Origin of the sequence: Nocardioides sp. CCNWLW239, from assembly GCF_037137035.1 — a bacterium.
Classification (GTDB): domain Bacteria; phylum Actinomycetota; class Actinomycetes; order Propionibacteriales; family Nocardioidaceae; genus Nocardioides.
On record NZ_JBBBNW010000002.1, the window covers coordinates 1188050 to 1202375 of the forward strand.

General features: G+C 68.2%; 10 protein-coding genes. 7 read left to right on the top strand and 3 right to left on the bottom strand.

Annotated elements, in window-relative coordinates:
- Positions 1-512: 512 nt before the first annotated feature.
- Positions 513-3050: a transglycosylase domain-containing protein gene (locus tag WBG06_RS11475; RefSeq protein WP_336736831.1), complete on the top strand. Its 2538-nt coding sequence runs from the start codon at positions 513-515 to the stop codon at positions 3048-3050.
- 11 nt (positions 3051-3061) lie between these two features.
- The gene (locus WBG06_RS11480) at positions 3062-4492 is read left to right on the top strand and encodes a glycosyltransferase family 87 protein (RefSeq protein WP_336736832.1); all 1431 of its coding nucleotides are present in this window, start codon (positions 3062-3064) and stop codon (positions 4490-4492) included.
- Here WBG06_RS11480 and WBG06_RS11485 read toward each other — a convergent pair.
- Both WBG06_RS11485 and WBG06_RS11490 read right to left on the bottom strand, forming a co-directional pair.
- A complete protein-coding gene (locus WBG06_RS11485) occupies positions 4450-5502 on the bottom strand; it encodes an alanine racemase (RefSeq protein WP_336736833.1) in 1053 nt (350 codons plus the stop codon). The genes WBG06_RS11480 and WBG06_RS11485 overlap by 43 nt on opposite strands.
- Positions 5503-5509: 7 nt before the next feature.
- Positions 5510-6673, bottom strand: a complete 1164-nt coding sequence (locus WBG06_RS11490; protein ID WP_336736835.1) for a lipid II:glycine glycyltransferase FemX — start codon at positions 6671-6673, stop codon at positions 5510-5512.
- A gap of 216 nt (positions 6674-6889) precedes the next feature.
- Here WBG06_RS11490 and WBG06_RS11495 point away from each other — a divergent pair, with 216 nt between their 5' ends.
- Genes WBG06_RS11495 through WBG06_RS11510 form a run of 4 tightly spaced genes read left to right on the top strand, consistent with a single transcriptional unit; the run spans position 6890 to position 12004 of the window.
- A complete protein-coding gene (locus WBG06_RS11495; protein ID WP_336736837.1) occupies positions 6890-7489 on the top strand; it encodes an RNA polymerase sigma factor in 600 nt (199 codons plus the stop codon).
- Positions 7489-8001: a hypothetical protein gene (locus tag WBG06_RS11500; protein WP_336736840.1), complete on the top strand. Its 513-nt coding sequence runs from the start codon at positions 7489-7491 to the stop codon at positions 7999-8001. Before WBG06_RS11495 ends, WBG06_RS11500 begins: the two co-directional genes overlap by 1 nt.
- Before the next feature lie 15 nt (positions 8002-8016).
- A complete protein-coding gene (locus tag WBG06_RS11505) occupies positions 8017-9570 on the top strand; it encodes a S8 family peptidase (RefSeq protein WP_336736842.1) in 1554 nt (517 codons plus the stop codon).
- Between the two features lies 1 nt (position 9571).
- Positions 9572-12004 carry a CHAT domain-containing protein gene (locus WBG06_RS11510; protein ID WP_336736844.1) on the top strand — a complete coding sequence of 811 codons (2433 nt, stop codon included), beginning with the start codon at positions 9572-9574 and terminating at the stop codon, positions 12002-12004.
- A gap of 212 nt (positions 12005-12216) precedes the next feature.
- On the opposite strand, the gene WBG06_RS11515 is transcribed toward WBG06_RS11510, so the two are convergent.
- Positions 12217-12822 (bottom strand): DUF5317 family protein, encoded by a 606-nt coding sequence (locus tag WBG06_RS11515; RefSeq protein ID WP_336736846.1) that lies wholly within the window; start codon positions 12820-12822, stop codon positions 12217-12219.
- Positions 12823-13020: 198 nt separating this feature from the next.
- Here WBG06_RS11515 and WBG06_RS11520 point away from each other — a divergent pair, with 198 nt between their 5' ends.
- Complete coding sequence (locus WBG06_RS11520) at positions 13021-14295, top strand: ATP-binding protein (protein ID WP_336736849.1); 1275 nt, start codon at positions 13021-13023, stop codon at positions 14293-14295.
- The last annotated feature ends 31 nt before the right edge of the window (positions 14296-14326 follow it).

Here is a 14326-nt window from a genome sequence, read left to right on the forward strand (position 1 = left end):
GAGAGACCCGCTTCGATGCAACCGTCACCGAACTGTTGCCGTCGGGTGACTTGAGGCGCGCTGGGCGTGGATGCATGGGCGCTAGCGTCGATTGCGTACGCTGATGGCTGCCGTACAGCTACCCGAGGAACCACCCGGGGGAACGTTCGGCAAGCGTCGCGTCAGGTTGAAGGGATTCCCTCGGGGGGATTCAGCGACGTCGGGGGATTGTCAGTGTCAGCCCGTCCGGTCACGTGCCGGGCAGTCACAGGAGCAGTGCAACACCCGTGAGCGACCCTTCCGGCGCCTTTCCGAACGGACCCCGTTCGCAGAGGCCCAGCCCCCGTAACGCCAGCCCCCGTAGACCCGATCTCGGTGGGCCGCAAGGACGACCCCAGGGCGGACCGCGCCCGCCGCAGGGTGGCCTGAACGGTCGCCCGCCGGCTCCGCGTCGCCCGCAGGATGGACGGCCGGTTGCAGGGCAGGGCCGGCCGCCGGGTGGTCGTCCCCAGCCTCGCGGCGACCAGCGCCCGATGCCTCCCGGAGGTCCTCGCCCCGGTCAGCGGCCCCCTTACCCGGGTCCGCGACGTCCCGGTGAGCCACCGGTCGACCGGCTCGGACAGCGTCCCGAGCGTCGCGGCGGTGGCAGCGGTGGCGGCAAGGGGCGCGACCCCAAGTCCGCTTTCGGCGCGGGTGACGACGGCGAGCTGGACAAGAAGGCGCTGGCGGCCCGGATCGGGAAGATCGCGGCCATCTGTGCACTCGTCCTCGCGCTGATCGGCAGCGGCGCGGTGATCGTCTCCTATCAGATGATCTCCGTCCCCGATGCCAACGCGGCCTTCGAGGCCGAGTCGAGCTTCGTCTACTACGCCGGCGGCGAGAAGGAGGTCGGTCGTTTCCAGGCCGGCGACCAGAACCGTGACGCGTTGAGCCCGGACGAGATGCCTGCGCTGGTGAAGGACGCGGCCGTGGCAGCCGAGGACCGCAGCTTCTACGAGAACAACGGCATCGACCTCAAGGGCATCGCGCGCACGCTCTTCTCCAACGCCACCACCGGCAGCCAGGGCGGCGCGTCGACGATCACCCAGCAGTACGTCAAGAACCTCTACCTGAGCAGCGAGCGCACCTACTCCCGCAAGGTCAAGGAAGCGGTCGTCTCGCTCAAGATCAGCCGGCAGAAGTCCAAGGACGAGATCCTCACCGGCTACCTCAACACCGTCTACTTCGGTCGCGGGGCCTACGGCATCCAGACGGCGGCGAAGACCTACTTCCGCAAGGAGGCCAAGGATCTCGACCTCAAGGAAGCCGCCGCGCTGACTGCGATCCTCAACAACCCGAACGGGTTCGACCCGGAGAAGGCGGGTAAGGACTCCGGCGGCACCGAGCTGCTCGGCCGCTACCAATACGTCCTCAACGGCATGGCCGAGCTCAAGAAGCAGGGCAAGGCACTCAGCGACTACGACGAGGCCGCGCTGGAGAAGGCCAAGCCGGCGCTGCCGAAGTTCCCCAAGCCGAAGGCAGACAGCCGTCTCGGTGGCCAGAAGGGCCACGCGCTCACGCTGGTGAAGAACGAGCTCAAGTCGCTCAAGGACGAGGACGGCAACCCCCTCTTCACCGAGGAGGAGATCGACAGCAAGGGGCTGAAGATCACCACCACGCTGAGCGCGAAGGCGATGAAGACCGCGGAAGAGGCCGTCCGGGACGTACGTCCGAAGGACAAGAAGGCGGTCGACGCCAAGCACCCCGATGACGAGCTGCACGTGGGTGCCGCCACGGTCGATGTGAAGACCGGCGCGCTCAAGGGCTTCTACGGCGGCCAGAACTACCTCGACTCCCAGATCAACTGGGCTGCCTCGGGCGGTATGGCCGGCTCGACGATGAAGCCGTTCACCTTGGCGGCCGCCCTCGAGGCGGGTTACTCGTTGAAGGACACCTGGACCGGTGAGGCCGGTCTGGAGTACGCCGGTGGCGGCATGGTCCGAAACTCGGGCCAGAGCGAATCGGACCCCAAGGGTCACAGCTACGGCGAGCACATCACCGGGATCAAGGCGATGGAGGAGTCGGTCAACACGTCGTTCGTCGAGATGTCGGCCGCCCTGCCCAACGGCAGCGAGGACCTCTACGAGATGGCCGTCAAGGCCGGTCTGCCGCCGGACAAGGACCACGCCGAGGACGCGCCGGCCGACTATCGCTCGATCCCGGCCTACTCGGTCGACTTCGATCCCAAGAACTATCTGCTCACGCTGGGCCGGCAGGCGATCAGCCCGATCAACATGGCCAACGCCTTCGCGACCATCGCCAACGGCGGCGTACGCAACACGGTGCACATCGTCTCGAAGGTCGTCGACTCCAAGGGCAACGTCCGCTACGAGTGGGACCAGCGTGACGGCGAGGAGCGTGCGATGTCCGAGGACACCGCAGACGACACGTCCTACGCCCTGCAGCAGGTCGTGAAGAACGGCACCGGCCGGACCGCCGGCGTGATCAACCAGCCGGCCGCAGGAAAGACCGGCACCGCGACCAACGAGGACGACGACGTCTCCTCGGCGTGGTTCGCCGGCTACACGCCCCAGCTCTCGACGGCCGTCATGTACGTCCGTGGCAAGGGCTCGGGCAAGCTCGACGAATGGCTGGACTCCTACTACGGAGCCGGCTACCCGGCCGAGACGTGGGCCGCGATCATGGGTCCGCTGACCGACGACCTCGAGATCGAGGAGTTCCCGGAGCCTGCGTGGAAGGACGGCACCGCGCCGCAGGACGGTCACGAGCCGTCGCTGACCGCGACCCCGGAGCCGACCCCGACGCCGTCGGAGAACTGCTCCAAGAAGCGCGAGCGCAAGGGTCTCTGCATCCCGATCGAGGAGCCCGAGGAGACCCAGAAGCCGACCGACGAGCCGACCGACGAATGGCCGGGTGAGGACACCACGCCGGACGAGTCCGAGTCGACCGAGCCCGAAGTCACCGAGACCGCCTGCGACTGGTTCGGTGACTGTGAGTCGTCCTCGCCGCCGTCGGATGGCAATAATGGTGGCGGCAACAACGACACCGGCGCGGGGGGCACCACTCAGTGATCGAGGGTCCAGTGACCGCCCCGACGGCGGAGGACGCGGTCGTCAGGACCGCCTCCACCGCCGTGGGTGGTCCTCTCGGGGGACTCGCACACGGCAGACGGCGCTGGTTCAGCGCCGTCGGTCTGTTGCTGGTCCTGACCGCGCTCACCTTCGCGGTCGGGATGGTGTCCAAGCAGACCTGCTACAACGCCACCTGGACCAACGGCGAGAGCAGATACACCCAGTTCTGCTACTCCGATCTGCCCTATCTCTACGTCGACCGGGGACTGGCCGAGCACGAGTGGCCCTACTCCTCCGATCCTGAGGTCAGGGCGCGCTACCAGCAGGTGATGGAGTATCCGGTCGGCATCTCCTACTACGCCTGGGCGACGGCCCACATCACCGACTGGCTCACCGACACCCCCGGCGAGGACGACCGCCACCTCGAGGAGACCTCGAGCCTCTGGGGACTGCTCGGCATGCACCACGAGATCCGGGTCTTCATCGTCGTCAACGCGATCGGCTTCGCGGTCGCCGCGCTGCTCTCGGCCTGGTTCCTGGCACGCACGCATCGCCGACGGCCCTGGGACGCGGCCGCGTTCGCGCTCGCCCCGGTGCTCGCGGTGACCGGGATCATCAACTGGGACATGCTGGCGGTGGTCTTCGTGGCCGGCGCGCTGTGGGCGTGGTCGCGGGACCGGCCGCTGCTGACCGGCATCCTGATCGGGCTGGGCTGTGCGACCAAGCTCTACCCGCTCTTCCTGCTCGGCGGGCTGGTCGTCATCTGCCTCCGGCGCCGCCGCTACTACGACCTCGCGGTCGCCGCCCTGGCCACGGTGCTCGCCTGGGTGCTGGCCAACCTTCCGGCGATGGCCACCGGCCTGGAGCAGTGGAAGGTCTTCTGGAGCTTCAACTCCGAGCGCGGCCCCGACCTCGGCTCGCTGTGGCTCGTCGCCCAGCAGGCGACCGACGCGACCATCTCGGCACAGACTGTCAACCTCGTCTCCTGGGCCTTCTTCATCGCCTGGTGCAGCGGCGTACTCATCATCGGGCTGACCGCCCGCGAGACCCCGCGCCTGGCGCAGCTCGGCTTCCTGATCGTCGCCGGGTTCCTGCTGGTCAACAAGGTGTATTCACCGCAGTACGTGCTGTGGCTGCTGCCGTTGGCGGTCCTCGCGGTGCCGCGCTGGCGTGACCAGCTCATCTGGCAGGCCGGCGAGCTCGTCTACTTCGTCGCGGTCTGGTGGTATCTCGCGGACCTGCTGGCGAGCGGGGGCGGTGACCAGCCGGCGTACTGGTTCGCGATCCTGGCCCGGGTGGCGGCCGAGATCTATCTGATCGTGGTCGTCGTCCGGGAGATCTACGAGCCGTGGCGCGACCCGGTGCGCTGGACCGAGGCTCGCGCGGAGACGTCGGACCCTCAGGAATCCAGGATGATCTCGTCGAACGAGGTCGCGGTGTAGCGCACGCGCACCTCGAGCTCCTCGCCGACCTGCGGCACGCGTGCGCCGGAGGGAAGCATGAGCATCGACTCCTGCATGTGCGGCGGCTCGGCGAACCAGAGCGCCTTGCCGTCGAGCGTGTAGGGCGAGCGCGACTGTCCCATGGCGTCGAGGCCACCGCGGGCGACCGCGAGGGCACGGGAGCGCAGGTGGGTGTCGCCCAGCGGCGCCTCGAGCCCGATCCCGTGGGCAGTGCCGCCGGAGGCGACCACCAGGTGACCGGCGCGCATGGCGCTGCGGCCGCGGTAGCCGTAGGAGTAGCCCCGCTCGAGCGGGTGTACGTCCTCGACGGTCGCGGTCACGCTGAGCGCGCCGCGGTCGCCGAGCCAGAGGCCGGTGCCGACGCGCGGGCGGAAGATGATGTCGCCGTAGGAGGCGCGCAGCTGGGCCATCTCGTTCGGGCTCAGGTGGGAGACCCACACCGTCTTCGCCTCCGCGCCGACCACGGCGTCCATCTGGGCGCGCACCTCGGCGAGGCTCCCGCCATCCAGGCCGAAGTGCATGGTGATGCCCTCGAACCGGGCGTGCTCGTGGGCGATCGCGGCGGTCGGCCACAGGTCGCTCGGGGTCATCCCGTGACGGCGCATCGAGGTGACCAGCTCGAGGATCACCCGCGCGTTCGGCTGGCGCTCCAGCAGCAGCGGCAGGTCCTCGGGGCGGCTGATCGTGTGGATGATCCGGTCGGCGATCTCCGGGTTGATCTCGGGGGAGTAGGGCCGCCACGGGGTGAGGACGTAGATCGAGCCGCTGAACCTCGTCGCGACCTCCCACACCTCGTTGTAGGTGCCGACCGCCAGCGTGTCGACGCCGGTGCCGAGGCCGGCGAGCCACTCGGTCTGGTGGGCGAGCTTGCGCAGGGTGAGGCCGTAGCCGTTGCCCTTCGCCACCGGGACCAGACCGGGCGTCGCCTCGGCGAAGGTCTGGACGTGCTTGCGCCAGCGATCGGCGTCAACGGTCAGTTTCAGCGGCATACGGAGATCAGCGCCTCTTCATGTAGACATCGAAGGCCGTGTAGATCGGCTTGTTCAGCGGCAGGTCCCACTCCCCGGCGTACTCCACCGCCTGGCCACCGGTGCCGACCTTGAACTGGATCAGCCCCACGTGGGAGTCGTCGGTGGAGAGCGTCGGAGTGATGCCGCGCAGGTCGTAGGTGGTCGCGCCGGCGGCCATGGCGTCCTGGATCATCGCCCACTGGAGGGCGTTGGAGCCACGTACGTCTCGCTTCTCGGTCGAGGAGGCACCGTAGGAGTACCAGGCGTGCCGGCCGACGCGGACCATGATGGTGGCAGCGACCAGGTCGCCCTCGTGGTGGGCCAGGAAGAGCTTGATCCGCTCCGGGTCCTCGGACGACATCGCCCAGAACATGGTGCTGAAGTAGCTGCGCTGGCGGGGCGTGAAGTGGTCGCGCGCGGCGGTGTGGACGTAGAGGTCGTGGAAGGCGCTCAGGTCGCCCTCGAAGTCGCCGGCCGCCGGGTGGGCGGGCGAGGTGACGGTGACCTCGACGCCCATCTTGGCGGACTTCTTGATGTTGCGGCGCCAGAGCTGGTTCATCCCCTTGAGGACCTCGTCCTCGGTCTTCAGGGTGCCGTCCTCGTGGGCCAGCGGGATGACGAAGTTGTATTGCGGCTGTCCCGCGCCGAAGCCGTCCTCGGGGGACTGCAGCCGCCAGCCCGCCGCCCGCAGCTGGCTGACCACGCGTGCGCCGGTGGCGTCGCGGTGGGTCGGGGTGAGCTGGCTGAGCCGCTGGACGGTGTCGTCGGCGATCCCGTCCTTGACCTGGCTCGCGTTCCAGGTGGCCGTCGTCACCGGCGGGCCGATCCGGATGCCGAAGGCCCCGTTCTTCTTCAGGTAGGCCGCCAGCGGCTGCAGCCACGGGGCGAGGTCGCCCGACCAGTCGATGCTCGGTCCCTCCGGCAGGTAGGCGAGGGTGAACCGCTCCAGCTTCGGCACCGGCCGGTGCAGCACCAGCGCGGCGCCGACGAGGGCACCGCCCTGGTGGTCGTCGAACCAGCCGACCGACTCCGAGCGCCACTCGGTCTTGACCCGGGCCCACGATGGGGTCTGGAGGAAGCTCACGCTGGGTTGCTTCTCGATGTAGGCGAGATGCTCCGCAGCGGTGATGGGGCGCACGGTGAGACTCACCCGCAGAAGGCTACCTGTTCTGGTGATGCGCGGAGTCGGCCGGTAGTCGAGCCCGTCGAGACCCGCTATTGTCGGCGCCAGATGTATCACGGCAGGGGCCCGGGCCTCCTGGTAGTCGTGACAGCAACGATGACCACCACGATGGCGCGTCCACGCGTCGTCTGGCCCCCCACCGGCTCGGCGCCGTTCCGGAGGCCGCCGGTCGAGGAGGGGACTGTGACACGGGAGCTTGGCGGGGCGGGTCAGACCGACGCGCCCGCAACCGTGTGGTCCCGGGCCAGGAACGAGTTCGACCGCTGGCTCAGCGGCGACTCCGCCGCCCTCGACGAGCTGGTAGCGACGATGACCCCGGTCCTGTGGCAGGTCGCTCGCTCCTACCGGCTCACCCAGGAGCAGGCCGAGGACGTCGTCCAGACGTGTTGGCTGACCTTCGTGCGCAAGCACTCCTCGATCCTCGACACTGCGGCCGTCGGTGCCTGGCTCACGCTCACCACGCGCCGTGAGGCCTGGCGGGTCGCGAAGCGGTCCGGTCGTGACGTACCCGTGGAGGACGAGGCGCTCGAGTCCCGCGTCCCCACCCAGCGCTCGGCGGAGTCGCTGGTCGTCGAGGGCGACCGCAACTCGCTCATCTGGGCGGCCGTGGAGGGTTTGCCGGAACGATGCCGACGGCTGCTGCGTGTGGTCGCCTTCTCCGACCGGCCCGACTACGCCGGCCTCGCCGAAGAGCTTCAGATGCCCATCGGCAGCATCGGCCCCACCCGCGGCCGCTGTCTCGGGAAGCTGCGGGACGCGCTGCGCGACGAGGGGGTGTCGTGATGGGTAGCTCGGAGGAGCCCACACGCGAAGAGCTGCTGGGGCTGGTGCGACAGGCTTATGCGGCCGGGGATCCCGTGCCCGGAGGCCTGATCTCCCGGATGCAGGTCGCTGCCGCCGGCGCCGCGTCCGAATCCGGTCTGGGTCTCGACCTGGAGCTGATGCTCCTGGTCGAGTCCACCTCTGGTGCCGAGGCCGCCGGGGTCCGTTCTGCCGCTCCCACCTCCGCCCGCTCCGCTTATACGCTGCGCTTCGCGCAGTCCGGTGTCGATGTCTTGGTCCGCGTCGCATCCGACACCGACACCACGGCCCGCCTCGACGGCTGGGTCGTCCCCGGTTCACCCATGACCGTCCGCGCCATCCGCGCTGACGATGTCCGTACGCCGATCGTCGCCGTCACCCTCGGCGCCTCGGGCCGCTTCGAGCTCACCTCGTTGCCTGCCGGCCTCATCCGGCTCCGCTTCGAGCCCGCCGACGGCTCTGCCGCCTTCCTGACCCCCACGTTCGAGATCTGATCCAGGAGTAACACAGTGCATCCCAAGAATGAGCCCCGGCTGTCGATGGCCTACGGATGGGCTGAGGCGCGAGTTCTCGACCCAACGAATGCAATTGCCATCGACGGTGTGGCGGCGGGCTCGACTGTCTACTCATCGACTGCCCTCTTGATTTCCAAGGCGGTCGATTTCGAGGACACATTCAAGCGCATCGAGAAGGCCGCCAAGGGTCTCGGCTGGCGCGCCATCGCCGAGGATGAGCCTGAGTGCGCAATCGGCCTTCGGTTCGGCGTGCGCCGGGTCCGACTGGGTGTTATCCCCGGCAAGGCTGCTACGCCACCGAATGCTTGGACGGTGCTGCAGTTTCTACGTGCTGAGGGAATGCATCATGCCCGCGGCGTGAGCCTGGAGCATGTTCTCGTGCCGGTGCCTGTGATCGGCGCATCGCCGCACAACCAGGCGGTGCCGCACAACCAGACCGTGCCACACAACCAGACCGTGCCACACAACCAGACGGTGCCGCACAACCAGACCGTGCCCGCGGATGGATATGACCCGCTCGGCACTGGTGGTCGCACGCCCGTGGCGTACGTTGGTCCTGAGCCCCGACGCCGATCGGCCGACGAGATGGGTGACGACGTACGTCCGGTGGTCGCCGTGCTCGACACTGGTTGCGGTCAGCACCCGTGGCTCGACTTCGTGGAACGAAATGTGTGCTTGAACGGCCACCCGATCGGCTGGCCCGTGACGTCGCCGGACCCGGAGGGTGACGGCGATCAGATCGGTCCGCTGGATGGCGTTATCGATGACGTCGCCGGTCACGGTACCTTCATCGCCGGACTGATCCACCAGGCGTGCCCTGACGCAGACATCCTCGCGTGGCGGATCGTGCCACCTAGCGGATCGGTGGCCGAGGCAGACTGGATCACCGCGCTGGCCCAGATCGCGGAACTGGTCCGGCTATACCGAGCCGGGGACCCTCGCGGCCGGCGCATCGACGTGCTCAACTTGTCGATGGGCTATTACCACGAGACCCCGGAGGATGGGCTTTTCGACAGCACGCTCTACGACATCCTCGCCGATCTGTCCGCCAACGGGACCCTGGTTGTCTGCTCGGCGGGTAACGATGCCACGTTCCGGCCGTTCTTCCCTGCGGCATTTGCACCGTGGAGTGATGGACAGGGGCCGATTCAGGCGGAGCCGGGGATGCTCCCGATCGTGTCAGTCGGGGCGCTCAACCCCAACGGTGTCTCCGACGCTATCTTCAGCAATGCCGGACCATGGGTTCGAGCCTTTGAGGTCGGTGCCGGTTTGGTGAGCACCTTCCCTCAATCCTTCCAAGGTGGTCTCCAAGCTTCAGCGGCGAGCGAGTTCGATGGTCGACTTAGGTCGTCCCTCGACCCGGATGACTTCCGGGGTGGCTTCGGAACATGGAGCGGGACGTCGTTCGCAGCCCCGCTCTTGGCGGGCAAGATCGCCGAGCGTCTGAGCCATGGGTCGAACCCGGGGGATCTCCATCACGACATCGACCGGTTGGCCTCAGCACTCGCCGACATCGCTCCGATACATGCCGAGGTGGGCAGTTCCTGATATGGAAGCAGCCTCTGCCGACGAGCTCCACCAGCGGGCGGTCGTCGCGGCCAACCGGGGAGACTTCGCTCAGGCCGAGACGTTGCTCCAGAGTGCCCGCCTGAGCGCCGCCGATCCAGCTCTGCAGAACCGGATCGACATCACCGCTGCGTACTTCGTAGCTGATCAGGGAGGTATGGAGCAAGCGCTGGAGATCGTTGACCGTGTGCTTGCCGAGTCGGGGCAGGAGCCCGAGGCAAGGGGTCTGATTCTCGAACAGCGGGCGATGCTGCTGCGGCGCGCTGGGCGGGCGGGCGAGGCGATGGCGGCCTTTGACGAGGCGATCGCGTTGCTGGTCGACCCCGCAGTGTTGGCGAAGGCTCACCTGAATCGTGGCACGGTCCACCTCGACCGGCACGAGACGGCGGAGGCGGCATCTGACTTCGAAGCCGCAGCAGGCCACTTCTCTGCGCTCGGCGACGGGCTTTCGGCAGCACAAGCAGAGCACAACCGGGCATACGCGCTCTTCCTCTCAGGCGACCTGGTTGAGGCGCTGGCATTGATGGAGTCGTCGTACGACCTGCAGGCAGCTGCCGGACCGCTGGTGACGGCGGTGTGCGACGCCGATCGCGCCGAGGTGCTGATGGCTGCGGGCCTGACGCGGCAGGGTGGGGAGATGTTGCGGCAGGCGGCCGAGGCTTACGGATCGAAGGGGCAGCGTCAGCGGCAGGGCGAGGCTGAGCTGGCGCTGGCGTCGCACCTGCTCGCGACCGATCCGGTCGAGGCGGAGCGGGTGGCGCGCTCGGCGCATGGCTGGTTCGAGGAAGCGAAGGCGCATGGGCTGGCCTTACGTGCCCGGGCGGTGGCCTTCGAGGCGGCGGTGACGGCGGGTCACGATCCGAGCGAGGACGGAGAGGCGCTGGCCGGACCGCTCGAGGAGCAGGGGCTGAACTGGCCGGCCCTGCGGGTGCGGATGAAGGCTCGGCTGGCGCGTATTCGTTCGGCCGAAAACGCAGGCCTTCCGTCGAGACCAGCGAGCGGCCCGGTCATAGGTCCTGTCCCACCTGAGGCACCGATCGACATCCGCCTCGTGGAGCGCGAGCTCCGAGCCGAGCTGGCGGTGGCCGCCGGCCGATCCGCCGCCGGACTCCGCGAGCTGCGTGCAGGCCTCGACGACTTTCACCTGTGGCAGAGCTCGTTCGGCAGCCTGGATCTGCAGACCAACGTCTCCGGCCACGGCCGGACTCTCGCCAGACGCGGCCTGGAGCTGGCCGTCGAGTCGGGTGAGACCGACGTGCTCTTCGAGTGGTCGGAGCGTTCGCGAATGCTGGCCTCGCGGGTCCAGGCGGTGCGGCCACCGTCGGATCCGCAGCTCGCTGCCGACCTGGCCGAGCTCCGTGGTGAGGTGACCCCGGAGCGTGAGGCCGAGCTGCGTGAGCAGATCCGCCAGCGGGCCTGGCGGGTCAAGGGATCCGGCCAGGTCTCGGACCCGATCTCCCTTCCTGACCTGCACGGACGCATCGGGGGCCATGCGCTCGTCGCCTATGTCGTGGCTGCCGGACGTCTGGTCGCCGTCGTCGCGACCGACGATGCGGCCGCCCGGGTCGACCTCGGTGATCAGGCCGCGCTCGGATCCCTCCTCGGTGGTCTGCTGCCGGATCTCGATGTCGCCGCGACCGATCTCCCGGGGCCCCTGGGCGTCGCGGTACGCAGTGACCTCAGCGTCCGGCTCCAGCAGCTCTCCGACCTGCTCGTGACGCCGATCCTCGAGCGGATCGGCAACCGACCGGTCGTCCTGACTCCCTCGGCGGTGTTGGCGGCGGTGCCGTGGACGCTGCTGACTGGGTTCACCGGCCGACCCGTGACCGTGGCTCAGAGCGCCACCGCCTGGTTGAGTCGTGCTGACACCCCTCTGCGCACCGCCACCGCCGGGTTCGTCGCCGGACCGCGAGTCATGCGAGCCGCCGACGAGGTCGCGCACAGCGCCACCGCCTGGTCCGGACCCCACCTGCTCACAGGCAGCGACGCAACCGCGGCCGCCGTTTCGGCGCTGGCAGCCGAGGTCGACGTACTCCATCTGGCCGCCCACGGCCACCACTCCGCCGACAACCCTCTCTTCTCCGGGCTCGAGCTCGCCGACGGCACCTGGTACGGCTACGACATCGACGGCCTCGCCGCCGTCCCCGACGTCGTGCTCCTCTCGGCCTGCGAGGTCGGACGGTCGACCATCCGCTGGGGCGAGGAGCTCATCGGCCTGGTCGGCGCCTGGCTCCACGCCGGCGCCCGAGCAGTGATCGCCTCTCCTGCCGTGGTGGCGGACGAGGCTGCGTACGAGGTCTTCAGCCGTCTCCACGGCGCCCTTGCGAAGGGGCTGGCCCCTGCCGAGGCCCTCGCCGAGTCCCTTCCCGCGCCGACCACAGACGTTCCGCCGGCGCCCTTCGTCTGCTTCTCCTGAGGGAGTACGAACAAATGCCGGGGGTGGGGAGGGCCTGAAAGGTCCTTCCCCACCTGTCCAGGCTCAATTGCCTCGATTGAATGGTGCCGCAAAGGCGTAGATCGCCAGCGCCGTTGTGACGGTGGTCGTGGCTGCAAGGTACGTGCGTGCCTTCAGTTCGTCCGTGCTCATCTGCTTCTCCTCTCGTGGGGTAAAGGTGAGAATCGGCGCGGCTACGCCGATGACTGGACGGACCCGTTCCGCATTGTCGTGCCGGCGGGACGGTCCGGAGTGTTGGTTCTGTAACAGGCGATAGTTAGCAACGCCAGGCCAGGGAAGAGAAGCAGGTCTCCGATGCTGAGTACCTTCATCAGAACCGGGACCGGGATGAGGTCGGCGAGCGGGATCCATAGAGGTGAGACGTCATCGAGGCGGATGTATCCGGGCGCGTTAGTCGCCAACTCGGCGCTGGAGTAGCCGGCGGCGCGGGCGCCCGAGGTGCTGTACGGCATCGTGCCGAGGATGGCGATGGGTAGTGAGTTCGATGCAGTTCCGAGCGGAATGAGCGACAGCGCCCACCGGCCTGATCGACGAGACCAGAGCGAGCGGTTCAGCCAACAGAAGGCGATCGCGATGACCACGACCAGGACGGCATAGACGCGACGCTCGACGCTGTCCTTGACCTGATCTGGCCACAGCCCTTCGGCATGCATGAACTGCAGCGCGGCGACGAGGACGATGAGCCATTTCCCGCGCAGGCTCGTCAGAGAGGTCGCGACGTTGGGGCGGGCGACGATGATGAGACCGATGACCGCAGGCAGCACCATCAGCGTGAGCATTCCTGGGCCTGGCACCCGCCGTACGGTAGTGGCGATTTGAACGCGGGGAAGAGGTTTCGGCTGAACACGTTCCGTTCATCCGGGCAGGATGAGGCGGCTACATGCAGGCGGGTGCAGCGGCTATATGCGGGTACGACCTTCGGCTAGATGCGGGTGGAAGCCCTGGCTAAATGCTGGTCACAGGGTCATGATGGGGCCATGGCCAAGGTGAATCAGTCCCCGATCGGACGCATCGTCCCGCGTCATGCGGAGGGCAGGCTGGTCGAGGCTCTTGCCGATACCCGGGTGGTGCTCGTCAACGGCGCCCGCCAAGCAGGCAAGAGCACGCTCGTTGCCCAGGTCGCTCGGGACCGCGACATGGCGTGGTATTCGTTCGACAGCCCAGACACCCTCAACGGCGCCCGCCGCGATCCGGTCGAGTTCGTCAACCTGGCGCCGAGGATGGTGATCGACGAGGTCCAGCGCAATCCCGAGGTGCTGCTGCCGATCAAGGAGTTGGTCGACCGCGAGTTCGTCCCTGGACGGTTCCTGCTCACCGGCTCCGCCCGTGTCCTCGGCCTCCAGAACCTCCCCGACACGCTGGTCGGCCGGATGGAGACGATCACGTTGTGGCCGCTGTCCCAGGGCGAGATCGATGACGCCCCCGACGGTTTCGTCGACGCAATCCTCGACCCTGACACCGAGATCCGCCACGACTCCGACCTGACTCGTCGTGACTACGTCGAGCGCGTCGTACGCGGCGGTTTCCCTGAGGCCGTCGCGCGGGAGGGACGCCGCAGACGCAGCTTCCACGATGCGTACGTCGCCGACCTGATCAACCGCGACGTGGTCCAGCTTTCGGAGATCCAGCACGGCCGGGAGATGCGCCGACTTCTCAATCTCGTCGCGGCGCGCTCTGGGCAGCTCCTCCAGCCCGCCAAGCTCGCCGCTCTGCTCCAGATCTCGCGGTCGACGGTGGAGCACTATCTCGCCCTGATGGAGGAGGTCTTCCTCATCCGCCAGATCCCCGCCTGGGCGCGCAACACGACCACTCGGACCGTACGCACCCCGAAGGTCGCCGTGGTCGACTCCGGTCTCGCCGCCGCGGTCCTACGCCAGAACTCAGATGCGCTCGCCCGCCAGGACGGTGAGCTCGGTGGACTCCTGGAAGGGTTCGTCGCGATGGAGATCGCCCGCCAGCTGACCTGGTCGGACTCCGGCGCGGAGATGTACCACTACCGCACCAAGGACAACGTCGAGGTCGACATCGTCCTGGAGACTCCCGCGTTCGAGATCGCCGGCATCGAGATCAAGGCCACCTCCACGCCACGAGCCGAAGACTTCCGCGGTCTCCGGCACCTCCAGGAACGCACCGGCGGCGACTTCCTCGGCGGCTATCTCCTCCACACCGGACCCCGCACGATCTCGTTCGGACCCAAGCTTCGGGCCGTTCCGATCAGCGCCCTCTGGGAGACCGCGGCACACGGCTCCTGAGCTCGAGCAGGATTTTCTCGATGCGCACGTA